Here is a 26,627-nt window from a genome sequence, read left to right as displayed (position 1 = left end):
TGCACCTTATGCGGTCCGGCGATCCACCTCGCTCGCGGTGCCCCGGGGAACCTCCGCGCCGTGCACCCGGAGGAACCCGGCGACCGCCGCCGGCCAGCCGAACTCCTCGGCCCGCTCCCGGGCCGCACGCCGCCGCCGCGCCTCCGGCCGGGCCACGATGCGGCGCACCGCCTCGGCCATCGACTGCCCCGAGCCGTACGCGGCCACGCCCGCGTCGCCGACCACCTCGGGCAGTGCGCTGGCCGCGTTGACCACCACCGGGGTACCACTGGCCAGCGCCTCCAGCCCGGCGAGGCCGAAGGTCTCCACCGGACCCGGTGCCAGCACGACGTCCGCGCTGGCCAGCAACGCGGCCACCGCGACGCGGTCCGGTAGGAAACCGGTGAACGTCACCGGCAGTCCCGCCGCCCGACGGGCCAGCGCGCCGCGCAGCGGGCCGTCACCAGCCAGCACCAGCACCGCCGGTACGCCCATCCGGCGCAGCTCGGCGAGCGCCCGCACGGCCAACTCCGGCCGCTTCTCCGGCGACAGCCGGGCGCAGTGCACAAGCAACAACTCGCCGGGGTCGGCGTAGCGGGCGCGCAGCCGCGGGTCGGCCCGGTCCGGGTGGAAGGTGTCCAGGTCCACCCCGAGCGGCACCAGGTCCACGTTGTCCGCCCCGATCCGGTCGAACTCCTCGGCCGCCCACCGGGTCGTGCAGACGATCCGGTCGTACGCCCGGCTGGTGGCCCGGTTGAGACGGTCGGCGCTCGGGCGGCGCAGCGGGTCCGGCACGCCCCACTGGCCGAGCAGCCCGGTCAGCGACTCGTGCGACACCATCACCGACGGCACCCCGTGCGCCCGCGCCCACCGGCCGGTCCAGCGCAGTGACAACCGGTCGGAGACCTCCAACCGGTCCGGTGCCAGGTCGGTGAGGAGCCGGGCCAGTCGCCGCCGGCCGACCAGCAGTCGGTAGCCGCCGCTGCCCGGCAGCTCCGGGCCGGGCAGCGTGACCACCCGCCCCCACGGGTACGACTCGTCGGCGGCGTGCTCCCCGGGGATGACCAGCACCGGATCGTGCCCGGCCGCCCGGTAGCCCTCCCCGAGGTGCCGCAACGCGGTCCGCAGGCCGCCGGAGCGTGCTGTCACGAAGTTGGCGAGCCGCACGATCCGCAGCCCGCCGGCAGCCCCGGTCACGACGCGGCCGGCAGGCCGACGGCGGCTGCGACGCGTACCGCGTGGTAGTGCCCGATCAGCTCGTCGCCGACGGCCGCCCAGCTACGCCGACTGACAGCGACCCGGGCGGCCAACCCGTAGGCCCGCCGCCGCTCGGCGTCCTCGGCCAGGTCGGCGACCACGGCGGCCAGCGTGTCACCGTCGTTCGGCGGCACCAGCAGCCCGGTCACCCCCTGGTCGACCAGGTCGACCGGGCCACCGCTGGCCGGCGCCACGACCGGCACCCCGGAGGCCAGCGCCTCCTGGATGGTCTGCCCGAAGGTCTCGTGCGGTCCGGTGTGCACGAACAGGTCCAGGCTGGCGTAGAGCCGGGCCAGCTCCTCGCCGTGCTGCACGCCGAGGAAGGTCACCCGGGGCAGGTCCCGGGCCAGCTGGCGGCGGGCCGGGCCGTCCCCGGCCACCACCACCCGCACCCCGGGCAGCCGCGACGTCGCCGCCAGCAGCTCCACCCGCTTCTCCGGGGCGAGCCGACCGACGTAGCCGATCAGCAACTCACCGTTGGGTGCCAGCCGCTCCCGCAGCGCCGCACACCGCTTGGCCGGATCGAAGCGGACGGCGTCCACTCCCCGGCGCCACAGCCAGATCCGCTGCACCCCGTTGGCGATCAGGTCGGCGGCGGCGCGGGTGGACGGGGCGAGGGTCCGCTGCGCCGAGTTGTGGATCTCCCGGAGCCGGCGCCAGGCCGCCGCCTCACCCCAGCTCACCCGGTACGCCCGCGCGTAGGCCGCCACATCTGTCTGATAGACCGCAACCGTGGGCAGCCGGTGCCGGCTGGCCAGCGTGGCCGCCCGTGCGCCGAGGACGAACGGGCTGGCCAGGTGCACCACGTCCGGCTCGGCCGACAGCAGCGCGCCGGTCAACCGGGCGGTGGTGGGCACGCCCAACCGGAAACCCTGGTAGCGGGGCAGCGGCACGCTGGGGATGCGCACCACCGGGTACGGCAGCCGGTCGAGGCCCCGCCGGCCGGCACCGGGCGGGGCGGGCGCGATGACCACCGGCTCGTGGCCCCGCTCGAGCAGGTGCTCCGCCGTGCGCACCACGGAGTGCGCGACGCCGTTCACGTCCGGTGGAAACGACTCGGTCACGATGGCGATCCGCATGCCCACACCGTGCGGGTGTCACGGGTGCGCCAGACAACCGCCCGCTGACCAGGCGGCGAACAATGCGGCACAACACCGCGGCCCGACCCGCCCCAGCGGGTCAGACGTCGTAACTCGCGCCGGGTCGGACCACGTCGATCGGCCCGGTGTACGCGCCGGCGGCCGACTCCAGGGTGTGCGCCTCGCTGCCCCAGGCGGGCACCAGGTGGGTCAGCAGAAGCCGACCCACCGCCGCCTTGGTCGCCGCCTCGCCGGCCTCCCGGCCGGTCAGGTGCAGATCCGGCGGGTTGTCCATGCCATCGAGGTAGCTGGCCTCGCAGAGGAAGACGTCGGCGTCCTGCGCCAGCCGCAGCAGTGCCGCACAGGGCGCGGTGTCCGAGGAGTAGCACAACGACCTGCCGCCGTGCTCCAGCCGCACGCCGTACGTCTCGACGGGATGGTTGACCCGGTCGACGGTGACCGCGAACGGGCCGATCGGGAAGGTGCCCGGCTGGAGGGCGTAGAACTGGTAGACGTCCTCCACCGAGCCGTCGTCGCCGTACGCGGCGCTGAGCCGGTCCGGTGCGCCGGCGGGCGCGTACACCGGCAACGGCGGATAGGGGCCGTCCGGGGCGTACCGGCGGACGACCACGTACAGAACGGCGTCGAACATGTGGTCGCAGTGCAGGTGGGTCAGCAGGATGGCATCCGGGGCGTGCAGGCCCGCGTACCGCTGGAGGCTGGACAACGAGCCGGAGCCGAAGTCGACAAGCAGCCGGAAGCCGTCGGCTTCGACGAGATAGGCCGAGCAGGGCGACTCGGGGCCGGGAAAGCTGCCGGCGCTGCCCAGGACGGTCAGTCGCATCGAGTCGTCTCGCTGTCACTGTCAGTAGCATCTGTGTCGGCCGTTGCCTCAGCCATGATCTCTACCGACGCGTACGTCACGCTGCGCAGCCTACGCTGGGGCACCGCGCGGCAAGAATCATCCGCCGGAAGTTGTCACGAACGTGACACACACTCACGGTGCGGTGGATGCGGTACGGGCCGTCGACATACGTCGACGGCCCGTACCGGAAGACCTGTTCGGTCAGGCCCAGAGCTGCCCTTCCAGGGCGTCCTCGGCATCGGCGAGCGTCCCGCCGTACGCCCCTGTGGACAGGTATTTCCATCCACCGTCACAGACCACGAACGCCACGTCGGCCCGTCGACCGTCGCGGACCGCCTCGTGCGCCACAGCGAGCGCGGCATGCAGGATGGCACCCGTGGAGAAGCCGGCGAAGACGCCCTCCACCTCCACGAGTTGGCGGGTACGCAGCACCGCGTCCCGGGTGCCGACCGAGAAGCGCCGGGAGAGCACCGAGGCGTCGTACAGCTCCGGCACGTAACCCTCGTCGATGTTGCGCAGGCCGTAGACCAGCTCGCCGTAGCGCGGCTCGGCGGCCACGATCTGAATGCCCTCGACCTTTTCCCGCAGGTAGCGCCCGGTGCCCATCAGGGTGCCGGTGGTGCCGAGCCCGGCCACGAAGTGCGTGATGCTGGGCAGGTCGTGCAGCAGCTCCGGCCCGGTCGTCTCGTAGTGCGCCCGCGCGTTGGCCTCGTTGCCGTACTGGTAGAGCATCACCCAGTCGGGATGCTCCGCCGAGATCTGCTTGGCGGTGACGACCGCCTGGTTGGAGCCACCCGCCGCCGGCGAGAAGATGATCTCGGCACCGTACATCCGGAGCAACTGGACCCGCTCGGTGGAGACGTTCTCCGGCATCACGCAGACCAGGCGGTAGCCGCGCAGCTTGGCCACCATCGCCAACGAGATGCCGGTGTTGCCACTCGTCGGCTCGAGGATGGTGTCACCCGCGCGGAGCCGGCCGGCCTCCTCCGCCGCCCGGACCATGAACAGCGCCGCGCGGTCCTTGATGCTGCCGGTGGGGTTGCGGTCCTCGAGCTTGGCCCAGAGCCGCACCGGCGGGGCCCCGTCGGGCACCGCCGGAGAGAGCCGGGGCAGGCCGACGAGCGGCGTGCCCCCACAGGCGTCGAGCAGACTTTCGTACCGCGCCATGGCGGCCGACCTCAGCGAGCCGCGACGGCGGCGTGCCCGCTGGCCACCACTGCCGCGGCGCTGTGCGAACTGATCGCCACTGCCGCGGCGCTGTGCGAACTGATCGCCGCTGCCGCGGCGCTGTGCGAACTGATCGCCGCTGCCGCGGCGCTGTGCGAACTGATCGCCGCTGCCGCGGCGAAGCCGAACGCGCCGCCGGCCACGGCCGGCAGGATCGTGACGCTGTCACCGTCGGAGAGCTTGGCGTCGAGTGCGCCGAGGAAACGGACGTCCTCGTCGTTCACGTAGACGTTGACGAAACGGTGCAGCGTGCCGGCCTCGGTGATCAGCCGGCCACGCAGGCCGCCGTGCCGGGAATCCAGGTCGGTGAGCAGCTCGGCGAGGGTGTCGCCGGCGCCGTCGACGACCTTGGCGCCGCCGGTGTAGCTGCGCAGGATGGTGGGGATGCGAACCTCAATGGCCATGATGTCGGACTCCTCGATCGGGTGTGCCTACGGTGACGGGACGAGACGAGCGCGGGGCTGACGGGTCAGCGGCCGGAACACTCGTAGTCGACAGTCGCCGGGCTCTGCCCGAACATGTAGGACTGGACGGCATGCGGGTCGACCCCGGCCTCCACGATCTGGACCGGCTCCTCGGCGATCACGCCGTCGACGATCCGGAACGACCGGATCTCCTCCGAGTCGGGCTCGCGGGTCGAGACGAGCAGGTAGTGCGCGCCCGGCTCACCGGCGAAGGAGACATCCGTCCGCGACGGGTACGCCTCGGTGGCGGTGTGCGAGTGGTAGATGACGACAGGCTCCTCGTCCCGGTCGTCCATCTCCCGCCACACACGCAGGTGCTCCATCGAGTCGAACTCGTAGAAGGTCATCGACCGCGCGGCATTGTCCATCGGGATGTGCCGGGTCGGGGTGTCGCTGCCGACGGGACCGGCGACCACGCCGCACGCCTCGTCGGGGTGATCCCGGCGCGCGTGGGCGACGATCGCGTCGATGATCGCCCGGTCGATGCTCAGCACGTCCACCAGCCTAACGCCTGTCGGGCACGGGTCGAAGTGGTGCCGGTCACGCTTAGTCGATCAAGGCGTTGAGCAGCGACTCCTGCAAATATCCGAGGTACGCGTAGACCGAAAGCTGGAACACCCGGCTGGACCCCGGGTCCTCAGCGACCGCGTCGTCCAACTCCTCGCCCAGGTCCGTGCCGTCCTTGATCTCCAGACGGACGCCCATCGCGAGCCGGGCGTCGTTGAGTGCCCGCAGCCACGCCTCGGCCGCCTCGGCGTCCAGCCGCACCTCACCGCCGGCGTCATCCGGCAGCGCGGCCAGGATCGCCCCCGCCTGATCGATCTTCGAGGTCTTCAGGTCGCCCTCGGTGTAGCGACGGAACTCGGCCGTCCCGGGAGCGTCCTGCGGATAGACCGCCGGGAAGAGCCGACCGACGACCGGGTCAGTGTGGTCGAAGCCGTCGGTGAGCAGGCCAACCACCTCGGAGGCGACCTTGCGCAGCACCCGCACCTCGTCGACGGCGAAGGTGGCGACGTAGCGACCGGCCTGGCGGCGGAACATGCTCACGACTTGTCCACCGTCGCCCACAGCCCATACGCGTGCAGCTGCGACGCGTCGTGCTCCATCCGCTCCCGTGCACCTGTGGAGACCACGGCACGGCCCTTGTGGTGCACGTCCAGCATCAACTGCTCGGCCCTTTCCCGGCTGTAGCCGAAAAGCTTCTGGAAGACCCAGGTCACGTACGTCATCAGATTGACCGGGTCGTCCCACACGATCGTCACCCATTGCCGGTCCGCCGCCGGCACCTCGTCAGTGTCCGGCGTCTCGACCGGTGCAACCTGTGGAGCCGCCATACCCCCCATCGTGCCACCGGTTTCCCGGAACCGAGGAACCGGAACGCCGGCCCGGCGCGGATCGCCCACCCCGGACACCCCTGACCCGCCCCGGACACCATCAGACGCGTGCGGCGGCGCGGCCCCGGACTCGGGGGCGGCCACGCCGTCAGGCGAGCAGGATGCCGTGATCGACTGCATCGGAGAGCACCGCGCCCAGCGAGAGGCGGATCACCTCGAACCGTCGGGAGACCTCCCGGGACAACCCCAGCTCGACCTCCCGCACCGCACGCTGGGACCAGGCCCGCGCCGCGCTGTGGTCGTTGTTGCCGGGGGTACGCCACTGCTGCCAGCACCCGCCGGAGAGCGCCACCGCGACCGGCGGGAGCACCTCGTCGCGGGACGCGGTCGGATAGTTGTCGAGGGCGTCGATCGCCTCCTGGCCGGTCAACGTGGCCACCCCGGCCGTGCTGGTGATCAGAAGCACCTTGTCCAGCTCGTGGCCGGGCCGATCATCGCCCAGGCCGTACCGCACGGCGGTGGCGATCCGCCGCCGCACTCCTTCGACCGGCGGCCCACCGAGCACCCGGGCCGCGGCGTCGGCCATGATGCCGCGCACCGCTTGGTCGCACTGGGCCGTGGCCAACAGCGACAACGCCGCCATCTCCCGATCCAGGAGGTCCGGTAGGCCCGCGCAACCGACCCCGAACACGATCTCCTGGACGGCCCGCAGGTGGATGTTCGCCAACTCCAGGGCGAGATGCTGGCGGATCCGCTGCGCACACGTTCGGGTCTGCCTGTCGAGTTGCTCGGACCAGCCACCCGGATCGGCGGCCACCGCGACCCGGTCGTGCTGCCCCGGCAGCACCGGCGGGTCGACGCTGGCCCGCCGCAGCCCCTCCTTCGACGACCAACCCACCAACGCCCGCCGCAGGTCGGCGGCGGAGTCGGCGGAGTGGGTGTCGACCGGGAACCACCGCGCGCCGGCCAGCGCCGGCACCGCGGCCAGCAGCGCCGCGCGGTGGGCCGCCACGGTCACCGCGGCCGCGTCCACCTCGGTCGCCCGACCGGCAGCCGGCGGGACGGACGCCCCCGCGTCCTCCGTCGTCGCCATGCCGTCGGCCGGCGGGGCCCAACCCGCCGCGCCGGGAGTCACCGCGAAGACGACCTCCACCGAGGTCGGGGCGACCTCGGCGAGCAGGTTCAGCTCGGCGGCGGTGAACGCCTGGTCGGCGGCGATCACGAAGAGCAGCGCACCGGCCCGGCCCACCGCATCGAGCAGCACCGGCCTGCCGGCCAGGCCCAACGTGGCGGTGTCCGGCGAGTCGATCAGGGTGAAGTGCCGCAGCAGCGGCTCGGGCACACTCAGCTCGACCCGCCGGGGTGGACGGGCCAACGCCGGGCCGGCCGCGTTGCGGTCTGCCCCGTAGGAGTGGGGCTGGCGGTAGCCGGGCACGAACGCCGCCCGGGTGGGCACCTTGGCGTTGCGCACCAGCAGCCAACTGCCGGCCGGCACGGTGAGCATGACCGGGTCGAGCCCGAGCAGCGTGGCGAGCACGGCGCGTCGCTCGGCACCGGCCGGGCCGACCGCGACAACGCCGAGCGGCTCCTCCGGGGCCGGGCCGGTCACGCCGACCCGGGAGGGCAGCGGACCACAGCTGGGCAGATCGACCGGGCCGCCCACGTCGTCCGACGAGTCGACCGAGGGGAGAGGGCCCGGCTTCATCAGGTGGCCTCCCGGGGCAGGCGACCGGACGCCCGGTCGGTTGCGAAATCCGGTGAAGATACCCGGATGCCGGAAGACTACGTGCGGGCCGGCAACCAGGTGGAACACTTCGGATACTCACCGGTAATTGTGCGACTACTCAACTTCGGTGAGTGACGGTACGGGCGCGGACGGATTTCGGTCGATATGCTGCGCGAATGAGTCGATGGAAGTTCGTCGGCCGGACCGACGAGCTCAACCGCCTGCTGGCGGCGGTGACCGGCGAGGCTGGTCGTGGGCTCTTCTTCAGCGGCAGCGCCGGGATCGGCAAGAGTCGGCTGCTGCGCGAGGGCCTGAACGCGTTGCCCACCGAACGCTTCGCGATCTGGTCCATAGCGGCCAGCGCCACCACCGCGGCGCTGCCGTTCGGCGGGCTGGTGCAGGTGCTCCCCGCCGAGCAACCCCAGGGCCTCTCCCCCGCCGGCATCCTGCGCTGGGCGCTCAACGTGCTGCAACAGCAGGCGGCTGGTCGACGGATCGTGCTCGCCATCGACGACGCCCACCTGCTCGACCCGCCCTCGGCGGCGCTGGTCCACCTGGTCGCCCGCTCGGAGAACGCCACAGTGGTCGGCACCCTGCGCGACGGCGAGCAGATCCCACTGCCGATCCGCGCACTCTGGACCGACGACCTGGTCGAGCACGTCGAGCTGACCCCGATGCCACAGGCGGAGACCGCTGGTCTGTTGGCGGCGATCCTGGGCGGCCCGGTGGATGCCGGCTCCGCCGACCGGCTCGGCCGGCTGTCGGCCGGAAACCCGCTGCTGCTGCGGGAGCTGGTGCACGCCGCCAACGGCAGCTCCGAGCTGAAACGCACCTACGGGATCTGGAAGTGGACCGGGCGACTGGAGCTGGCGCCCAACCTGACCGACCTCATCGACACCCGGGTCGGCAAACTCACCGACGGTGTCCGCGCGGTCGTCGAGCTCGTCGCGTTCGGCGAACCACTCGGTCTTCACCTTCTGCGGCAGGCCGCCGAGCAGTCGGACGTGGAGACCGCCGAGGAGCGCGGGCTGATCAGCGTGGTCCAGCACGACCGGCGCACCAACGTGCGGCTGGCCCACCCGCTCTACGGCGAGGTGATGCGCCGCCGCTGCCCGGTCAGCCGCACCCGCCGACTTCAGGCACACCTCGCGGAGTTGCTCGAGCAGGTCGGCAAGCGCCGCCGCGACGACCTGCTGCGGGTCGCGGTGTGGCGCCTCGACTCGGGGACGGCACAGGACCCGGCTCTGCTGCTGGACGCGGCGATCCAGGCGTTCACCCGCTACGACGTGCCGCTGGCGACCCGGCTGGCGCGTGCCGCGTTGCACGCCGGTGGCGGCTCCGACGCTGCGGAACTGCTGGCCACCATCCTGATGTTCGCCGACCGGCCGGACGAGGCCATCGACGTCCTCGACGCGGTGACCCCCGAGCCCGGCGACGAGTGGCGGCTCTGCCGATGGCTGACAGTGCGCGGGATGGTGAGCTACTGGGGGCTGAGCCAGGAGTCGACAGTGGAGGAGATCGCGAGCCGCGTCGAGCAGCTCAGCGACTCCGCGGACCGGTCCCGGGTGCACGCCTTCGAGGCGATCATGCGCCTGCACCGACTGGACACGACCACCGCGGTCCGGCTCAGTCAACAGGTGTTGGACCGGCCGGCCGCCGGTGTCGCCGCCCGCGAGCTGGCCCGCTGCACCATCGCGTACGTCCAGGCCGCACAGGGCCAGCTGACCCGCAGCGGTACGGCGATCGCCCAGGTGCACTCCGCCGTCGCCAACTGGCGCACCGACATGCCGTACCTGCAACTGGCTCTGGAGCTGGCCCGCGGCACCCGGCTCATGTTGACCGGAGACCTGGCCGGGATCGACGCGATAGTGGCCGACGAGTTCGCCGACCTCGCCGGCGCCGGTGACTTCCGGCTCGGCACCGGCTACCTGGCCATCCTCCAGTCGTACGCGGCCCGGCTGCGCGGGCAGAGCGACGCCGCGATCCGGGCCTCGCTGGGCGCCTGCGCGGTGTTGGCCACCAGCCGGGTCTACGCCGGTCTCGCCCAGGCCGAGCGAGCCCAGTCGGCCGCACTGCGCGGTGACGCCACGCAGGCCGCCGTGGCGATGGCCGAGGCGGACCGCACCCACGCACCGGGCATGGCGGTGCTCTACCCGTGGCTGGAGCAGGCCCGCGGCGCGACGCTCGCCGCGTCGGGCGACCTGCCGGGCGCGGTCAAACATCTCAGCGACCTGGTGGACCGGCTGCGCGCGGACGGCTTCGCCGGCCACGAGGTGCACGTCCTGCACGATCTCGTCCGGCTGGATCAGGCCGGCATGCCGGTCGGGCCCACCTGCTCCGATGGTGGCCGGCGCACTGTGGCGCAGCGCCTGGCCGAGCTCTCCGAGCGGGTCGACGGGGTGCTTCCGCCGCTGCTGGCCCGGCACGCCCGCGCGGCGGTGACCGACTCCGCCGCGGATCTGCTCGCGGTCGCCGAGGACTACGCCGCTCTGGAGTTGGCCGTGTATGCCGCCGAGGCCACCTCCCAGGCCGTGCAGCGGTTGCGCCGGCAGCACTCCACGGCGGCCAACGACGCCCGGGAACGCCTGGCGGGTCTGCTCGGCGGTTGTGACCTGATCCGGACGCCGGCGCTGCACGCGGGCGCACCGGTGCTCACCGAACGCGAGTGGCAGGTTGCCCGCCTCGCCGCCCACGGCGCGCCCAGCCGCGCCATCGCGGAACGGCTCTACCTCTCGGCGCGCACCGTGGAGAACCACCTCCAGCGGATCTACGCGAAGCTCGGCGTGGCCGGCCGAGCCGAGCTGGGGGCCGCGCTGCGCGCGATCCCGGGCCACGAGGGCGGCGACGCGACCTGAACCTTAGGCTGGGGCCGTGAGCATCAACCGCCCCGCACTGCTGACCGACCACTACGAGCTGACCATGGTCAGTGCGGCACTGAAGGACGGCACCGCCGACCGCCGGTGCGTCTTCGAGGTGTTCAGCCGCCGGCTGCCCAGCGGCCGCCGCTACGGCGTGGTCGCCGGGACGGCCCGGCTGATCGAGCTGATCCGCGACTTCAGGTTCGACCCCACCGAGGTCGACTTCCTGCTGCGCACCGGGGTGGTCGACGACGCGGCGGCGGCCTGGCTCACCGACTACCGCTTCACCGGCGACATCGACGGGTACGCCGAGGGTGAGCTGTTCTTCCCCGGTTCACCGATCCTCACCGTCTCCGGCGGTTTCGCCGAGTGTGTGGTGCTGGAGACGCTTGCGCTCTCCGTGCTCAACCACGACAGCGCGGTGGCCGCGGCGGCCGCGCGGATGGTGACCGCAGCGCGGGGTCGGGCGCTCATCGAGATGGGGTCGCGTCGGGCCCACGAGGAGGCCGCAGTGGCCGCGGCGCGGGCCGCGTACCTGGCCGGCTTCCGGTTCACGTCCAACCTCGCCGCTGGTGCGCGCTACGGCATCCCGACGGCCGGCACGGCGGCGCACGCCTTCACCCTGTTGCACGACGACGAGCGGGCGGCGTTCGCCTCGCAGGTCGCCACGCTGGGCAAGGACACCACGCTGCTTGTCGACACGTACGACATCAGCCAGGGCATCCGCAACGCGATAGCGGTCGCGGGGCCGGAGCTGCGGGCGGTACGGATCGACTCGGGCGACCTCGCGGTGATCGCCCAACAGTCCCGGGAACTGCTCGACTCGTTGGGCGCCACCGAAACCAAGATCATTGTTTCCGGCGACCTGGACGAGTACTCGATCGCCGCACTGGCCGCCGAACCGGTGGACATGTACGGTGCCGGCACGGCAGTGGTGACCGGCTCCGGTGCGCCGACCGCCGGGCTGGTCTACAAGCTCGTCGAGGTCGAGGGACGGCCGGTGGTGAAGCGCTCCGAGCACAAGGCGACAATCGGCGGCCGGAAGGTCGCGGTCCGCCGGCACAAGCCGACCGGCACCGCCACCGAGGAGATCATCGTGCCGCAGGGCGTACCGGACCGGCAGCCCAACGACCGCATGCTCCAACACTCGTTCGTGGTCGCGGGTGAGCCGGTGTCGCTGCCCACCCTCGACCAGTCGCGCGAGCACCTGCGCGAATGCCTGATCTCCATCCCGTGGGAAGGGCTGAAGCTCTCGGCCGGCGACCCCGCGGTGCCGGTCTCCGTCGTACCCGCCGACTGAGCCTTCCGCTCGATCCGATCTCGAAGGGAGACCCCCGATGGCAAACGCTCTGATCATCGTGGACGTGCAGAACGACTTCTGTGAGGGTGGCTCGCTGGCCGTCGCGGGCGGCGCGGGCGTGGCAGCCGGCATCTCCCGGCTGCTCGCCTCCGAGCCGGACCGCTGGTCGCACGTGGTCGCCACGAAGGACTACCACGTCGACCCGGGTGCGCACTTCGGCGATCCGCCGGATTTCGTGGAGTCCTGGCCGCGGCACTGCGTGGTCGGCACCAGCGGGTCGGAGTTCCACCCCGAGCTGCACACCGGTCGGGTCGAGGCGATCTTCCACAAGGGCGAGCACGCGGCGGCGTACTCCGGTTTCGAGGGGCACGCCGACGACGGCGAGTGCCTGGCCGACTGGCTGCGCCGGCACGACGTGGACCGGGTGGACGTGGTCGGCATCGCCACCGACCACTGCGTCCGGGCGACCGCGCTGGACGCCGCCCGGGAGGGGTTCGCCACCACAGTGCTGCTGGAACTCACCGCCGCCGTCGCTCCGGCGACCACCGACGTGGCACTGCGTGCCATGGACGGCGCCGGGGTGACCCTGCACGGCGAGCCTGTGATCACTGCCGCATAAGACCGTAATTCGTTGGTCATCGGGCCGCCGCCGGTCGAGGATGTCGCCGGAGGTACGGACCCACGTGAACATGAAACCTTACCGGCAGGCGCTCGCCCTGCCCGGCCTGCGGTCGCTGCTCCTGGTCGCCGTGCTCGCCCGCATCCCGCTCACCGCGACCGGGGTGACGCTGACCTTCCACGTGGTGCTCGACCTCGATCGAGGTTATGGGGCCGCCGGCCTGGTGGGCACCGCCGTCACCGTGGGCGCGGCGATCGGCGGGCCGCTACTGGGCCGACTGGTGGACCGGCGTGGCCTGCGCCCGGTCCTGGTGCTCACCGCCGTCGCCGAGGCGATCTTCTGGTCCACCGCGCCCGGCCTGCCGTACCCTCTGCTGCTGCCGGCGGCCTTCGTGGCCGGCTGCCTGGCCCTGCCGATCTTCTCCGTGGTCCGGCAGTCGATCGCCACGCTGGTTCCGGAGGATCAACGCCGCCCCGCGTACGCGCTGGACTCGATGTCCGTGGAACTGTCCTTCATGATCGGCCCGGCGTTGGCGGTGGCCCTGGTCACCGCGATCTCCGCGCAGACCACCATGTACCTGGTCGGGGGCGGAATCGTCGCCGCCGGGATCGCCCTGTGGGTGGTCAACCCGCCGACCCGCGGTGCCGCCGAGGCCACCGGTCCGCAACGCCGGGTGCCTCGCCGGGAGTGGCTGACGCCGCGACTGCTCGCCGTGCTGGCGCTCAGCGCCGCCGCGACCCTGGTGCTCGGCGGCACCGACGTGGCGGTGGTCGCCGTCCTGCGGGCCAGCGGTGAGGTCGGCTGGACCGGCGCGGTGCTGGCCATCTGGGCGGTCGCCTCGCTGGTCGGCGGGTTCGCCTACGGGGCCGTGCGCCGTTCGTTCTCCCCGCTGGCACTGACCGCCGCACTCGCCCTGTGCACCATCCCGGTCGGACTGGGCGGCGCGCACTGGTGGCTGCTGTGCCTGTCGCTGATCCCGGCCGGCGCCCTCTGCGCGCCGACCATCGCGGCGTCCTCCGACGCGGTCAGCCGCCTGGTCCCGGCCGCCGTCCGCGGTGAGGCCATGGGCCTACACGGATCGGCGGTCACCGTCGGCATCGCGATCGGCGCGCCACTCGCCGGCGCGGTCATCGACGCCACCGCGCCGCTCTGGGGCTTCGTGGTCACCGGCGCACTCGGCGCACTCGTCACCCTGGTGGTGCTCCCGATCGAGCTACGCCGCCGCCGCACCGCCGACGCGGTCGCATCCGCGGCCGCCGCCACGCCGCCCGTCGAGGCCGACCTCACCCCCACCGCCCGCTGACCGCGCCGCCCCGAGAGATCTCCCGCCGGCGCGTCGACGGGCGGAGGCGCACCGACCTGGTCAGGCCCAGGCGTGCCGCGCGGCGTCGGCTAGTCGGATGTCCGCCGGCATCCGGCCCACCTGCATGGTGAAGAGCATGATGCCGGTCAGTCATCTTGATGACTCACCGGCATCAGTCACTCCGGGCACCTAGCCCTTTCGGGGCCGGGCCGGGCCGCCGGCAGGGCCGCGCCAAGATCCAAGCAACATCAGGGATATTGCTGCCTCCCGCGCGCCGCAGGCAGCAATATCCGGGAAGTTGCTCGGATCTTGGCGCGGGGCGCGGGGCGCGGGGCGCGCGGGCGCGCGGGCGCGCGGACGCGGGGGCGGACAGGGCGACGGGCGCCGCTCCCGGTGGTTCCGGGGGCGGCGCCCGTCGTACGGCTGGGCTTGCTCGTCAGTGCCGGTCGATGTCGCTTGCGGTGTCCTCGCGGTAGCTGGCACCGCCGTCCGACTCGCTGGTGAGCGGCTTCGAGCCACCCTCCGGCGGGCCGGCCAGGCTCTGGCCGCCGGCAGCCAACTCCGGGAACTTCTCGTCGAACGCCGGCCGCTCGGAGCGGATGCGGGGCATCCGGTCGAAGTTACGCAGCGGCGGCGGGCTGCTGGTCGCCCACTCCAGCGAGTTGCCGTGACCCCAGGGGTCGTTCACCTCGACCACCGGACCGGTCTTGTACGACTTCCAGCAGTTGTAGAGGAACGGCAGCGTGGAGATACCGGTGATGAACGCGCCGATCGTGGAGATCGTGTTCAGCGTGGTGAAGCCGTCGCCGGGCAGGTAGTCGGCGTACCGGCGGGGCATGCCCTCGTTGCCGAGCCAGTGCTGCACCAGGAACGTGGTGTGGAAACCGATCATGGTGAGCCAGAAGTGCACCTTGCCCAGGCGCTCGTCGAGCATCCGGCCGAACATCTTCGGGAACCAGAAGTAGATGCCGGCGAAGACCGCGAACACGATCGTGCCGAAGAGCACGTAGTGGAAGTGCGCCACCACGAAGTACGAGTCCGACACGTGGAAGTCGATCGGCGGGCTGGCCAGCAGCACACCGGTGAGACCACCGAAGAGGAAGGTCACCAGGAAGCCGATCGCCCAGAGCATTGGCGTCTCGAAGCTGACCTGGCCCCGCCACATGGTGCCGATCCAGTTGAAGAACTTCATACCGGTCGGCACGGCGATCAGGTAGCTCAGGAAGCTGAAGAACGGCAGCAGCACCTGGCCGGTGGCGAACATGTGGTGCGCCCAGACGCTCATGGAGAGCGCGGCGATCGCGACGGTCGCGGCGACCAGACCCTTGTAGCCGAAGATCGGCTTGCGGGAGAAGACCGGGATGACCTCGCTGATGATGCCGAAGAACGGCAGCGCGACGATGTAGACCTCGGGGTGCCCGAAGAACCAGAACAGGTGCTGCCAGAGCATCGGCCCGCCGGTTGCCGGGTCGTACACGTGGGCGCCGAGGATGCGGTCCGCGGCGAGCGCGAAGAGCGCGGCGGCCAGCAGCGGGAAGACCAGGATCACCAGGAGGCTGGTGACCAGGATGTTCCACGTGAAGATCGGCATCCGGAACATGGTCATGCCGGGCGCGCGCAGGGTGAGCACCGTGGTGATCATGTTCACCGCGCCGAGGATGGTGCCCAGACCGGAGATGGCCAGACCCATGATCCACATGTTGGCGCCAACGCCGGGCGAGTGCTCGGCGCTGCTCAGCGGCGCGTACGCGAACCAGCCGAAGTCGGCGGCGCCACCCGGGGTGAGGAACCCGGCGGTCGCCATCGTGCCGCCGAACAGGTACAGCCAGTAGGCGAAGCTGTTCAGGCGGGGGAAGGAGACGTCGGGCGCGCCGATCTGGATCGGCACGATGTAGTTCGCGAAGGCGAACACGATCGGCGTCGCGAAGAACAGCAACATGATCGTGCCGTGCATCGTGAAGAGCTGGTTGTACTGCTCGGGCGACAGGAACTGCAGCCCGGGCCGGGCCAGCTCAGCACGCATGATCAGGGCCATCAGGCCACCGATCATGAAGAACACGAACGCGGTGACCATATACATGATCCCGATTTGCTTCGCGTCCGTGGTTCGCAGCAGCCGCGCGATGGCCGACCCCTTGACCGGCTCCCGGACCGGCCAGGGCCGGGTCACGACCGGCTTGGGTGCGACGGTGGTCACGAGTGGCCTCCGGTTCTCGGTTGTCCCGCTCGGCACACGCTGGTTATCGGCGGGCCGTCATCCGCAAGGAGGATAGTCCCCGGCAGGTCGCAGCGCCGCGTGGGGTGGCGTGACACGATCTACTACGGGCCTACAGAGGGCCGAGCAGTAGCCGGTAGTGCTCCCCGAAGATTCGGCCGCCGCGCCCGCGCAGCAGCGGGTCGCGCAGCGCCGGCGGCACGTCCCTGGTCCGGTTGCGGTCCCGGGTCCGGTCCCGCACCCATCGGGTACGCGGACGACGACGACTCTCGTACGCCACCAGGGCCGCCTCCACACTGCCGGCGGCGCGCAGCGACTCCGCCAGCACCACCGCATCCTCCAGCGCCATTGCCGCACCCTGGGACAGCGTGGGCGCGGTGGCGTGGGCGGCGTCCCCGACCAGGAGCACTCTCCCCCGGTGCCAGCGGCCCAACTCGACCTCGTCGGTGATCCCGACGTGCACCCGGTCGAGTGCCGCCAGCACCTCCGGCACCGGGCCGCGGTAGTCGGCGAAGAGGTCGCGCAGCCGGGCCAGTGGGTCGGCAGGTGCCGCCGTGCCGGCCTCGTCGGCGTAGAGGTGCAGTCGCCCGGCGCCGATCGGCGCCATGAGGAACCCGGAGCGCTGGCCGAGCAGGGCGGTCCACTCGGTGACGGGCGGGCCGTCGCGCAGCACCGCCCGGTAGACCACCTGACCGACCGGGCGGGGCGGCCCGCCGAGCGCGGCCAGCGCGCGCACCGAGGAGCGTGGCCCGTCGGCGCCGATGACCAGGTCGTACTCGGTGGTGGTGCCGTCGGTGAAGGTGACCCCGACCGCCCCCGGCAGCAGTTCCAGGGTGCGGACCTCGGCACCGTGCCGGACGGCGCCGCCGGCGCCGCTGAGCAGCACCCGGTGCAGGTCGGACCGGGGTAGCGCCCGGCACTCGCCGACGCCGGCCCACAGGGTGTCGAGGTCGACCTCGCAGAGTCGCGCTCCGGTGGCGTCGAAGAACCGCTGCCGGTGGATCACCTGCCCGAGCGGGCGGACCGGGTGGTGCAGGCCGAGCCGGTGCAGCGCGCGGGCGGCGTTGCCGGGCAGGTAGAGGCCGGCTTCGGTGCACTCCCCCGGTGGCAGCTTCTCGGTGACGTCGGGCCGGAAGCCGGCGAGGCGCAGGGCCCGGGCCACGGCCAGGCCGGCGATGCCCGCGCCGACGACGAGAATGCGCAGGGGGGAGCCACCCATGGTGGTGTACGCCTCCGGAGGGGGAGCGGAACGCGTTGGAGGCAACACGCTACTCGGAGCGATCGACGCACGCCAGGGCCGATCGGCCGTCCGGAGCCGCTCGCCGGCGTGTCGAGACCGTGAGCAGGTAGCCCGTCGACAGCCGTCCGGTGGGGCACGGCAATCCGCACGATTCCTCACTTTGCCGCGTGCGGTTGCGCAGTAGTTTCAGGCATGTAAATGTGTCTTTGAGCGTGGGAGCGCTCCCGCACCACCCCACCACATCCGGCGCCCGGCATGCGCCGAGTCAAGGAGCGTCATGAAACGTCAACTTCGTGCCCTGGCCGCCGCCGGCCTGCTGCTCGCCGGCTCGCTGGTAGCAGTGGCCTTCGGCGGCACCGCCTCCGCCGACACCCAGATCTGCGAGCAGTACGGCTCGACGGTCATCCAGGGGCGGTACGTGGTGCAGAACAACCGCTGGGGCACCACCGCCCAGCAGTGCATCAACGCCACCAGCAACGGCTTCGAGATCACCACCCTGAACGGCAGCAGCCCCACCAACGGCGCGCCGACGGCGTACCCCTCGATCTTCTTCGGTTGTCACTACACCAACTGCTCCCCCGGCACGAACCTGCCGATGCAGGTGAGCCAGATCAGCAGTGCCACCAGCAGCATCTCCTACCGCTACGTCGGCGGGGCGACCTACAACGCGTCGTACGACATCTGGCTGGACCCGTCGCCCAAGCGCGACGGGGTGAACCAGATGGAGATCATGATCTGGCTCAACCGGCAGGGTCCGATCCAGCCCATCGGCTCGGTCGTCGGGACCACGAACCTGGCCGGCCGCACCTGGGAGGTCTGGCGGGGCAGCAACGGCTCCAACAACGTCATCTCCTACGTCGCGTCGTCGGCGGTCTCCAGCCTGAACTTCAGCGTGCTGGACTTCATCAACGACACCCGCAACCGGGGCGCGATCAGCAATTCCTGGTACCTGACCAGCATCCAGGCCGGCTTCGAGCCGTGGCAGGGCGGCGTCGGCCTCGCGGTGACGTCGTTCTCGGCCGCGGTCAACGGCGGCGGCCAGCCGCCGACCAACCCGCCGGGCGGCGCCCGGTGCGCGGTGAAGTACACGGCCAACTCGTGGAACAACGGCTTCACCGCCGACGTGCTGATCAGCAACACCGGGTCGAGCGCGATCAACGGTTGGACGCTGAACTACAGCCTGCCCGGCGGGCAGCAGGTCACCAACGCCTGGAACGCCACGGTGAGCCAGAGCGGGTCTGCGGTGACCGCCCGCAACATCAGCCACAACGGGTCCATCGCGCCCGGCGGCACGGCCAGCTTCGGCTACCAGGGCACGCTGAGCGGGTCGTACTCGTCCCCGACCAACTTCTCGCTCAACGGGGCAAGCTGCTCCCGGAACTAACCGGCTCCGCCAGTGACAGCGGGGGCGTGACCACCAGGTCACGCCCCCATTCTCGTTGGTCACACCCGGTTGATGAAGTACGGCCAGAATAGCCGGTGGTGCAGGACCCCGACCAACGTCACCGACCTTATTCAGTCACCGGTCCCCGCTAGCCCCTGGGTTTCAGCCTGACGGCGGACAGTCGCCCACGCCACCCTCGCCGGCAACGCCTGCCTCTGCCACCAATTTCAGCGAAGCTCAAATAAGAGCGCCACTGGCCCGGAGCCGTCCGAATAACGCATATCCGCGCTCCTTCGAATGCTCGTCCACTCCAGTGATCTCCACGCACCCTCCTGCTGGACGCCAAGCGGTCACCTCATCGCGTGTCTGGCCATGCCGGAAATGAGAAGTAGGGGTGTGCCGTCTGGCCACACCCCTACTGCTCACTCATGACCGGTCGACGTCAGCTCGCCCCTTTGCATGCGGACTGCGGAATGCTTAAACGCTCGGACTACCGCCACCGCCTCCCAGAGGGATGGGGGTTAGCGCATCTCTTCAGCCGAAACCGGCAATATGCACATGACGCGCTGGTTCAACTCATCATAAAGGAATATCGAGTCGAGCCCTTCATGCGACTTCAAGCGAATCATCTGGACGGATTCGGAGTCCGACCCAGAGACAGCATCCAGTATTTCCCGGGCCTTTATGCCGGATGGACTTGAATCCGGCAACCTTTCCACACGCCTCCTGTACGTTCGCCTAAGATCTTCGATGCTCACGCTCGAACTTTCGTACTCCACTAAGCCTTTCGAGACGGAGTCAGCCAGACGCGCCTCACCGAATCGCCGGAGCGCTGAGACGATTTCTCCGACCGGATCATCTTCCACCTGCGCAACTCCTCGGCGTTCTACGCTGAACAAGCAGGACCGAACTCGCCCAGCATGCTGATCTTGACGTCTGCCCCACTGAGAGGACCCTTCACCAAGACCTCGGCCTCCTCATAGATGTCGGGACTGTCGACCAGTTGGCTTGCGTAATTACCAGACTTGATTCGCATCGTAACGCCCGGACCGCCACCTTCCTGGCTAATATCATCCGCGATCGAGAGTTCCTTGGACCACGAAGTGAACTCGCTATTAGTGTTGCCGCCATTGTGGCGAGCGGGGTCATCGTGGCCACCAACGGGTAGGGCGATGCCTTGCTTTGCGTTGTCATAACCTGGGTGGCCCCACGGTACCCCACGGTAGAGGTAGTCGTCTCCACCCGAGTTATGCACCAGCACAGGCGCGCTACCCGCGAGCACGAAGTACGTGTGCATGCCCTTGATCGTCAGGTCATACATGCGCTTCTTGCCCGAGTAAGAGTTGACAGTCACTACCGTTACGGCTTGGTCATTAACGCTTAGGAGGCGCTCGCCCGGCCTAAGATCTCCGGCGTCTACCCAGCCCTGTCGGTCGCTGCTCCAGAACGGATGGTGTTGAGTGGTCCGGACAATTTCCCTACGACCACCCGCCATTTTCAATGCAAGGTCAGTCAAATCCATGTCAATGTTCACATGGGTCGCTACGACACTTCTTGACCCTGCCCGCCCAGTCAAGGGGTCCGCAGCTATTACGCGGTCATTCAAGCCAATGTCTTCGATACGCTTCACGGACCCGTCGGCAAGCAACACCAGCGTGCCCGGCCCGAAGCTGTGGCAACCCTTCTTGAGGAGCGTCTTCGCTCCGTCAATTAACTCACCAAGGAGACCCTTAGCGCGAGTGGCGAGATTAGCGAACTTCTTCCACTTCCATGGCGCACCGTATCGCGCGGCGAGTTTCCCGAGTGCCCCACCGATGGCGGAGCTAGCGATATTGATGGCAGTGCTGACGCAGCCACCCATGTCGCCCTTGACGAAGCAGTCCAGAGCATCGGTTATGCCCAGCTCGTCCATCATGATCTTGGCGAGAGCCTTGGCGGCGTTCAGGACCTTCTGCTTCGCCCGCGCGATGCGGGCCTGCCGCTCCTTCTCTGCTGCGGCAGCCGCCGCCGCCCGGCGGTCCTCGTCGCTGGCCCGGGGGTTGTTCCAGGCGTTCTTGGTCGGCTCGTCCGGGTCGTACGCCCCCGAGCACCCACCACAACCGTCGTTGTGACCCTTGACGTCGTGGTAGTTGCCGTACATGTCCTCGTAGTCGGCACCGGGACCGCAGGCGTCGTCGGAGCACGCCTTGAGGCCGTCGGGGTCGGAGAACGAGATCGGGTTGTTGTTGGCGTACGCGTACCCGTGCATCTGCTGCGGGTCGCTGTTGTCGATGATCGGGTCGACGGAGATGAACCGACCGGTGACCGTGTCGTACTCGCGGGCGCCGATGTTCACCAGGCCCGTGGTCGAGTCCTGGTTGCCGTTGACGAAACCCTTCTCCGTCGGCCACTGCCCCGGTGCCGGGCTCCCGCCACGGGCCTCACCGAATGGCGTGGTCCGCCGGTGCACGATGGCACCGTTCTCGTCGACCGTCGCCTGGCCCGTGCCATGGTGGTCGGACGCGACGTAGTGCAGGCCGTTGATCTTCCGGACGATCGTGCCGCCGCCCGGCAGGGAGTAGTAGCGGGTGCCGTCGGTCGCCTTGGTGGTGTGGTCGAGCCGGATCTCCATGCCCGGCAGGTAGAGAGTCGTCGCCGTCGGCTCCTTGCGGAGCATCCGGGAGCCGTCGACGTCGTACAGGAAGCTGGTCTTCTTACCTGCGGCGTCGGTGACGGACTCCAGGTTGCCCTCGGCGTCCCACTTCAGGGTCTGGTCCTCGCCGACCTTCGTTCGACGCGTCGTGTTGCCCGCGGCGTCGTAGCCGTACTCGTGGAGCTTCGACCCCGCCGACGTCGTCTCGGTCATCGAGCGCAGGGTGTGCGGCTGCGGCTGGCCCGCGGCCGGGTAGGTGTAGGCGCGCTCCTTGATCGAGGTGCCGTTGGCGGCGAACTGCGACTCGGTCTTGCGGTTGCCGACCACGTCGTAGGTATAGGCGTGGTGGTACGGGGCCACTCCGCCCACACCCGTCGTCGACGGGCCTCCGGCGCACGGGTCGGTGGCGGTGCTTGCCGACGTCCACGCCCGATCCATCCGGCGCAGGTAGTCGTAGGTGAAGCACTGCACGTCCCGGGTGCCCGACGGAGTGTCGGCGATCTGGGTGATGTTGCCCGACGCGTCGTAGCTGTAGCGGGCGTCGATGTCGATGACCGGCGCGCCGCTACGGTCCAACCGCTGGTTGGTCAGGCGCTTGGAGCCCTGCTCGTACCCGTAGGTCGACCAGACCTTGTTGGCGCCGAGCTTCGCCTCGGTCTGGATGACCTCACTGGTGGTCGAGTAGTCGACGTCCGTCAGGTACGGCACGTCGCCCTCGGTCGCGATCAACCGCTCCATGCCGTCGTACGTGTAGGCGATGCTCTCGATCGGCAGGCCTCCACCGTCGGACATGCCCGTCGCTGCGACGGTGCCATCCAGGTTGTACTCGGCCGCGAAGCTGTACATCCCGGCGAGTTCGGCGCCGGCGTGCTCGGGCACCTGGTAGAAAGTGGCGTGCGGCCGGTAGAACTCGTCGTAGCCGGTGTGGTAGGTGGCGTACTCGGCGCCGTCGATCCACCGGCTCGTCATGGAGAGCTGCCCGAGCATCTCCAGGTCGTAGGTCCAACTGCTGAGGAGTACGCCGGTCTCGGCCGCCCCCTGGTAGGTGGCGGTCGTCCGGCCGATCGCGTCGTAGGTGGTGCTGATCGTCTGCTGCACACCATTTGTGGTGCTGGTGAGGCGGTCCAGATTGTCGTAGCTCATCGTCGACGTACCCGCATCCGGGTCGATCGACTTGACCTTGCGGCCGAGCTGGTCGTACTCGTGCTTCCAGACGTTGCCGGCGGGATCGGTGACCGTCGCGAGCTGGCCGGAGCGGTTGTAGGTGTAGTCCGTCTTGTCGAAGGCCCCCGCTGGCCCGGCGCCCTTGTATTGGAGCAGCTGAGTCTTCTGGCCGATGGCGTTGGAGATCGTCGTGGTGGGGGTGCCACCCTCCGGCGGGTCGACCGACACGCGGTCGCCGCCGTACGTGGTGCTGGTGCGCCACTTCTCGTTGCCCGCTACCGCGAAGATCTCCGCCTTGACCCGGTCGGCCCCGTCGTAGACATAGAGCGTCTGGCCGTCGACCTCGCCGTTACGTGCAGGGAAGATGGCGTCGGTCGGAGCACCGGCCGCGTTGTAGGTCGCATACGTCTTGTCCAGATTTCCGGTCGCGGTGTAGAAGGTATCCGCGATCATCCGGGTGCCGTTCGGCCCCTCGGTCTGCACCTGGCGTGGCCGCAGCAGGCCGTCGTGCAGCTTGTACTCGACGCTGTACGAACCGTCGTTCTGCCGCTTCTCAGTCTTGACCGCGACCGGCTTGTCGGTGCGGATCAGGTAGTTGTACTTGATGCTCGGGCTCAGCCCCGTCGCGCCGGTACGGTCCGGCATCCACACCTTGGCCATTCGACCTAGCGCGTCGTACTCCAACTGGCTGACCAGGTTGTTCGGGTCAGTCTGCTTGATCGGGCTGCCCCAGGCCGGGGCGTACTCGGTGGTGGTGACGTGACCGAGCGGGTTGGTTTCGACCACCTTGGTGGTGAGGCCGTTCGTCTCGGTGTACTCGGTGGTGGTGGTCTTGCCCATCGCGTCGGTCGCGGTGAGCGGTCGACCGTACGCGTCGAAGGTCCCCGACGCGGCGGTGATGAAGGTGGCCGTGGTGCCGTTGTGGCTCGCCAGCCGTTCCGAAGACGTGGGGTTGCCCAGCGTCGGCGCCACCCCGAAGGCATTGCCGTCGTAGAGGGTCCGGGTGTCGGAGATGACCTGGGTCTTCCGGTCCACCGGCGAGGTGCCACAGGCCACCGACAACGACTCGGTCTGCGCCACCAGGCTGTACAGGTGGATGCTGGGGTTGTCCGCGTAGGTGGTGGTGTTGCACGCCTCGTCGCCCGTTACGTCGACGTCGCCGAGGTTCTCGGTCGTGGTGACCCGACCGAAATCCGTGTCGAAGGACGAGATGTTCTTGGTCTGCCGCCAGCCACCGGTGGCGAGCGCCACGAAGTTCTGGGTCACCGAGGTGTTGGTGAACCACGCCTTATTGGCACCCCAGCTGTGCGACTCGGTGGCGGTGTTGTGCCGCCACGGGGTGGCGATGCTGCGGCTGACCACCGAGGCGCCGTCGTAGACGGTGCTCTCCAACTGGTGGCCGGAGAACTCGTCGTAGTCGATGTGCGTGACGCCAGCGGAGTCCTCCACCCGGATGTCCCGGGTGTCGGTGCTGTTCGGAATCTTGTCGCCGTGCATGCCGCGCAGATAGCGGTACTCGGTCCTGGTGGTCTGGGTCTGGCCGTTGCCGACGGTGACGATGACCTTGCCATAGCCCCGCCACTCGCTCCAGGTGAGGTCCTTCGGGTCGGAGATCCCGTCGGGTTCGGCCTTCCGCCAGGCGGCGCCGTCCCGGTAGTCGTACTTGGTGACCATGTCCGGTGCGCCACCGGTGCGGTCGGTCTCGACGACCGCGGAGACCACGTACTTGAAGAACCAGTCGGTGATCGGATCGCCGCTGCCGTACGGGTTCCACTTGACCGGGTAGCAGCGCTGCGTGCTGTTGCCCTCGGTCGGCAGCGTGCTCTTGGTGCAGTCCGGATCTGCGTAGTTGACGTCGATCTGGCCACCGGTGTCCGTCCAGACGGTCGCGAGACGGGGCCGGACCAGCGGACCGATATTGTCGTTGTCCCGGTCGACCCGGTTCGGCAGCTGGAGATTGCCCAGTTCCACCGACGGCATGGCGATGTCGGCGCCGTACAGGCCGGTGTGGGTGATCTTGTGCAGCCAGAGGGTGCGGGAGGCGTCACCGTTGTCGAGGAGCTGGTGGTCGAGCTTCCAGGTGTCGACGGGGGCCCAGCCGCTGCCCTCACGGATCTCGGTGGTGATGTCGGTCAGCCGGGCCCGGGTCCAGAAGGTCGGCGTGATCTGGTCCGGCTTGCACCTGGTGTCTTTGGTGCAGTTGCGGTCGAAGGGCACGTCCGGCCAGTACGGCGCGGTGGTCGTGTTCAGATCCTGCGGGTCGCAGTCGATGGAGCCGGTCGCCAGACACCGCTCCTTGACGTCGAACCGCACCCGGGCCGGAGCGTTCGTGGTGTAGACCGCGTTGTGTCGCTGCCCGTAGTCGATCCGCTTGAGGTAGCCGCCGCGGTGGTAGGGCACACCGTTGACATCGGTGCGCTTGCCCCGGGCGTAGTAGTTCGTCTCTGGGGTGTAGAAGTAGGAACTGACGTTGCCGTAGCGGTCCTTGACGTAGTCGAGGCTCCACCGCCACGCCTGGTTACAGTGCGAGGCGGTGAAGCCGTCCTTCGGGCTGTTGCACGGTTCCTTGGCGTCGTCACCGTAGACCGGCAACGTCCAGGTCGACCCGGTGACCTCTTTGTTGGCGGTCCAGCCCGGCAGCTTGTTCAGGCCGAAGTAGTACTCCGTGCCGTCGGTCGTGGTGACCTTCCAGTGCTCACCGTCATCGTCGCCGTTGTCCGCACCGGTGAACCGCTCCACCTTCGAGCCGTCATCGGTGGCGAACCTCCAGGTGTCGCCGCTCTTGACCAACTCGGTGGACTTGCCGTTGAGCAGGATGGTGGCGTTGTCGTACGCCCAGCACTGGTCGGCGTACTGGTCCTGGCCGTCCTCGGCGCAGGACTTGTAACGACGCTCGATGTGCCCGGGCTCGTAGTTGAAGCCCTCACCCAGCCAGGAGCCCTGGTTGTTGGTCGTGGCGGTGCGGCCGTCGACCGACTGCGACGAGTACGCGAGGTTGATGCCCGGAGCGCCGCCACCGGGAACCGGGGGTGTTCGTAGCGGGTAGCTCCAGGAGAACCCGCCGGTGGACGGCGCCACCGACCACTTCGACGACGGGGCGAGCTTCGTCGCCCCGTAGTCGCCCTGCGAGGAGGACTCGGTCGCGGCCAACGCGAAGGTCGCGCCCGTCGCGGCCGCGCTCACCGTGGCGAACACCGTACGCGACTCGCTGTCGTTGACGGTCGGCACCGGTTCCGCCGCACAGCCGGTCTTCTCCGGGGTGGTCAACGCACAGTCCGGCAGCTTCACCAGCTTCAGGCGCGACCCGAAGTCGCCGCCGAAAGCGCCGGCCAGGCCGTCGTAGCCGACGCCGAGTTGGATGTCGCCGGCACCCTGCTGGCCGTCGGCGCGATTCACCCGCACCAGCGGGCCGTCGACCCTTGCCCGCTCGGAGGCCGCGCGGTCGAGCACCTCGACGCGTACCTTCGCCGGTGCGGAAGCCGGCGACGTGCCGGCCTTCTTCGCCGGGTTGGCGCCGGCCGACACCGAGACCGCGAGGCCGCCGGCCCTGCCGGTCGCGGCCGGTCCGCGTGCCGTCGACCCAGCGGCGGTACGCGCGCCGGCCTGCTCGGCTGCGCGGGCGGGCGCGGCGGGTACCGCGATCTCGGTGGCTCCCGCGGCCGGCCAGGTGACCTTGGCGGGCGTGGTCGTGGCGGGCGCCGCGGCCGGGTTGGCCGTACGCGGTTTCACGCCGAGGGGCGCACGGTTCGGAACGGTCTTGCCGACGTCGGTCGCCGTCGGACGTTTGCGCTCGGCGGCAGCCGATGCGGGGGCGTTGACGACCTGGATGACGCTCGCGCACATCACGACGGTCATCGCCCAGGACACCTGTCGCACTGTCCGGCGCTGCACCGCGCCGGACGTGCCCAGAAGTCGGGAGAACATCCACCCTCCCCAGGGTTGTCGGACAAAAGGCATGAGGCGTCGGGGCCGCCCTCGCAA

16 protein-coding genes and 1 pseudogene are annotated in these 26,627 nt (G+C 70.0%); 5 read left to right on the top strand and 12 right to left on the bottom strand.

From position 1 onward, the window contains the following. Positions 1–6 precede the first annotated feature (6 nt). From AB0A95_RS20105 to AB0A95_RS20065, 9 genes and pseudogenes are all read right to left on the bottom strand, one after another. A complete protein-coding gene (locus tag AB0A95_RS20105) occupies positions 7–1,176 on the bottom strand; it encodes a glycosyltransferase (RefSeq protein ID WP_357557272.1) in 1,170 nt (389 codons plus the stop codon). Next, entirely contained in the window at positions 1,173–2,315 is a 1,143-nt protein-coding gene (locus AB0A95_RS20100; protein WP_357557271.1) for a glycosyltransferase family 1 protein, read from the bottom strand. Before AB0A95_RS20100 ends, AB0A95_RS20105 begins: the two co-directional genes overlap by 4 nt. 100 nt (positions 2,316–2,415) lie before the next feature. Beyond that, the gene (locus tag AB0A95_RS20095; RefSeq protein ID WP_357557270.1) at positions 2,416–3,159 is read right to left on the bottom strand and encodes an MBL fold metallo-hydrolase; all 744 of its coding nucleotides are present in this window, start codon (positions 3,157–3,159) and stop codon (positions 2,416–2,418) included. Between the two features lie 222 nt (positions 3,160–3,381). Further along, positions 3,382–4,347 (bottom strand): pyridoxal-phosphate dependent enzyme, encoded by a 966-nt coding sequence (locus AB0A95_RS20090; RefSeq protein WP_357557269.1) that lies wholly within the window; start codon positions 4,345–4,347, stop codon positions 3,382–3,384. A 164-nt stretch (positions 4,348–4,511) separates the two neighbouring features. Further along, positions 4,512–4,811, bottom strand: a pseudogene (locus AB0A95_RS20085) (MoaD family protein); the annotation flags it as partial. Positions 4,812–4,876: 65 nt separating this feature from the next. After that, positions 4,877–5,365, bottom strand: coding sequence for a M67 family metallopeptidase (locus AB0A95_RS20080; protein ID WP_357557268.1), 489 nt, complete (start codon positions 5,363–5,365; stop codon positions 4,877–4,879). A 52-nt stretch (positions 5,366–5,417) separates the two neighbouring features. Beyond that, positions 5,418–5,912 (bottom strand): DUF2017 domain-containing protein, encoded by a 495-nt coding sequence (locus AB0A95_RS20075; RefSeq protein ID WP_357557289.1) that lies wholly within the window; start codon positions 5,910–5,912, stop codon positions 5,418–5,420. A 2-nt stretch (positions 5,913–5,914) separates the two neighbouring features. Beyond that, positions 5,915–6,205: an ATP-dependent Clp protease adapter ClpS gene (clpS, locus tag AB0A95_RS20070; protein ID WP_139583456.1), complete on the bottom strand. Its 291-nt coding sequence runs from the start codon at positions 6,203–6,205 to the stop codon at positions 5,915–5,917. 148 nt (positions 6,206–6,353) lie between these two features. Continuing rightward, positions 6,354–7,910: a hypothetical protein gene (locus AB0A95_RS20065; protein WP_357557267.1), complete on the bottom strand. Its 1,557-nt coding sequence runs from the start codon at positions 7,908–7,910 to the stop codon at positions 6,354–6,356. Positions 7,911–8,107: 197 nt separating this feature from the next. Between AB0A95_RS20065 and AB0A95_RS20060 the strand changes: the two genes are divergently transcribed. The 4 genes from AB0A95_RS20060 to AB0A95_RS20045 are packed head-to-tail and all read left to right on the top strand — an operon-like array spanning position 8,108 to position 14,011. Next, positions 8,108–10,786 carry a LuxR C-terminal-related transcriptional regulator gene (locus tag AB0A95_RS20060; protein ID WP_357557266.1) on the top strand — a complete coding sequence of 893 codons (2,679 nt, stop codon included), beginning with the start codon at positions 8,108–8,110 and terminating at the stop codon, positions 10,784–10,786. Positions 10,787–10,802: 16 nt separating this feature from the next. After that, positions 10,803–12,089, top strand: a complete 1,287-nt coding sequence (locus AB0A95_RS20055; protein ID WP_357557265.1) for a nicotinate phosphoribosyltransferase — start codon at positions 10,803–10,805, stop codon at positions 12,087–12,089. Between the two features lie 37 nt (positions 12,090–12,126). Next, positions 12,127–12,708, top strand: coding sequence for an isochorismatase family protein (locus AB0A95_RS20050; protein ID WP_357557264.1), 582 nt, complete (start codon positions 12,127–12,129; stop codon positions 12,706–12,708). Between the two features lie 40 nt (positions 12,709–12,748). Next, complete coding sequence (locus AB0A95_RS20045) at positions 12,749–14,011, top strand: MFS transporter (protein WP_357557263.1); 1,263 nt, start codon at positions 12,749–12,751, stop codon at positions 14,009–14,011. A gap of 436 nt (positions 14,012–14,447) precedes the next feature. Here the strand turns inward: AB0A95_RS20045 and ctaD are convergent, their stop codons facing one another. Together ctaD and AB0A95_RS20035 are read right to left on the bottom strand one after the other, a co-directional pair. Continuing rightward, positions 14,448–16,208: a cytochrome c oxidase subunit I gene (ctaD, locus tag AB0A95_RS20040; protein WP_357557262.1), complete on the bottom strand. Its 1,761-nt coding sequence runs from the start codon at positions 16,206–16,208 to the stop codon at positions 14,448–14,450. Positions 16,209–16,338: 130 nt separating this feature from the next. Next, complete coding sequence (locus AB0A95_RS20035; protein WP_357557261.1) at positions 16,339–17,445, bottom strand: FAD-dependent monooxygenase; 1,107 nt, start codon at positions 17,443–17,445, stop codon at positions 16,339–16,341. Positions 17,446–17,743: 298 nt separating this feature from the next. Between AB0A95_RS20035 and AB0A95_RS20030 the strand changes: the two genes are divergently transcribed. Further along, positions 17,744–18,850, top strand: a complete 1,107-nt coding sequence (locus tag AB0A95_RS20030) for a cellulose binding domain-containing protein (RefSeq protein WP_357557260.1) — start codon at positions 17,744–17,746, stop codon at positions 18,848–18,850. A gap of 886 nt (positions 18,851–19,736) precedes the next feature. On the opposite strand, the gene AB0A95_RS20025 is transcribed toward AB0A95_RS20030, so the two are convergent. After that, on the bottom strand, positions 19,737–26,570 hold the full coding sequence (locus tag AB0A95_RS20025; RefSeq protein ID WP_357557259.1) for a polymorphic toxin-type HINT domain-containing protein: 6,834 nt from the start codon (positions 26,568–26,570) through the stop codon (positions 19,737–19,739). Positions 26,571–26,627 lie beyond the last annotated feature (57 nt).

Origin of the sequence: Micromonospora sp. NPDC049230, assembly GCF_040647875.1 — a bacterium.
Taxonomy (GTDB): Bacteria; Actinomycetota; Actinomycetes; order Mycobacteriales; family Micromonosporaceae; genus Micromonospora.
Note: the sequence above shows the minus strand (reverse complement) of the source record. Positions and strands in the feature narration are given on the sequence as shown.

Excerpts from the sequence above, each read along its gene's own strand:
- AB0A95_RS20025 (WP_357557259.1), bottom strand. The coding sequence starts at position 26,570 with ATGTTCTCCCGACTTCTGGGCACGTCCGGCGCGGTGCAGCGCCGGACA.
- AB0A95_RS20050 (WP_357557264.1), top strand. The coding sequence starts at position 12,127 with ATGGCAAACGCTCTGATCATCGTGGACGTGCAGAACGACTTCTGTGAG.
- AB0A95_RS20090 (WP_357557269.1), bottom strand. The coding sequence starts at position 4,347 with ATGGCGCGGTACGAAAGTCTGCTCGACGCCTGTGGGGGCACGCCGCTC.
- clpS (WP_139583456.1), bottom strand. The coding sequence starts at position 6,205 with ATGGCGGCTCCACAGGTTGCACCGGTCGAGACGCCGGACACTGACGAG.
- AB0A95_RS20065 (WP_357557267.1), bottom strand. The coding sequence starts at position 7,910 with ATGAAGCCGGGCCCTCTCCCCTCGGTCGACTCGTCGGACGACGTGGGC.
- AB0A95_RS20030 (WP_357557260.1), top strand. The coding sequence starts at position 17,744 with ATGAAACGTCAACTTCGTGCCCTGGCCGCCGCCGGCCTGCTGCTCGCC.
- AB0A95_RS20095 (WP_357557270.1), bottom strand. The coding sequence starts at position 3,159 with ATGCGACTGACCGTCCTGGGCAGCGCCGGCAGCTTTCCCGGCCCCGAG.
- AB0A95_RS20075 (WP_357557289.1), bottom strand. The coding sequence starts at position 5,912 with ATGTTCCGCCGCCAGGCCGGTCGCTACGTCGCCACCTTCGCCGTCGAC.
- AB0A95_RS20045 (WP_357557263.1), top strand. The coding sequence starts at position 12,749 with ATGTCGCCGGAGGTACGGACCCACGTGAACATGAAACCTTACCGGCAG.
- AB0A95_RS20035 (WP_357557261.1), bottom strand. The coding sequence starts at position 17,445 with ATGGGTGGCTCCCCCCTGCGCATTCTCGTCGTCGGCGCGGGCATCGCC.
- AB0A95_RS20100 (WP_357557271.1), bottom strand. The coding sequence starts at position 2,315 with ATGCGGATCGCCATCGTGACCGAGTCGTTTCCACCGGACGTGAACGGC.
- AB0A95_RS20060 (WP_357557266.1), top strand. The coding sequence starts at position 8,108 with ATGAGTCGATGGAAGTTCGTCGGCCGGACCGACGAGCTCAACCGCCTG.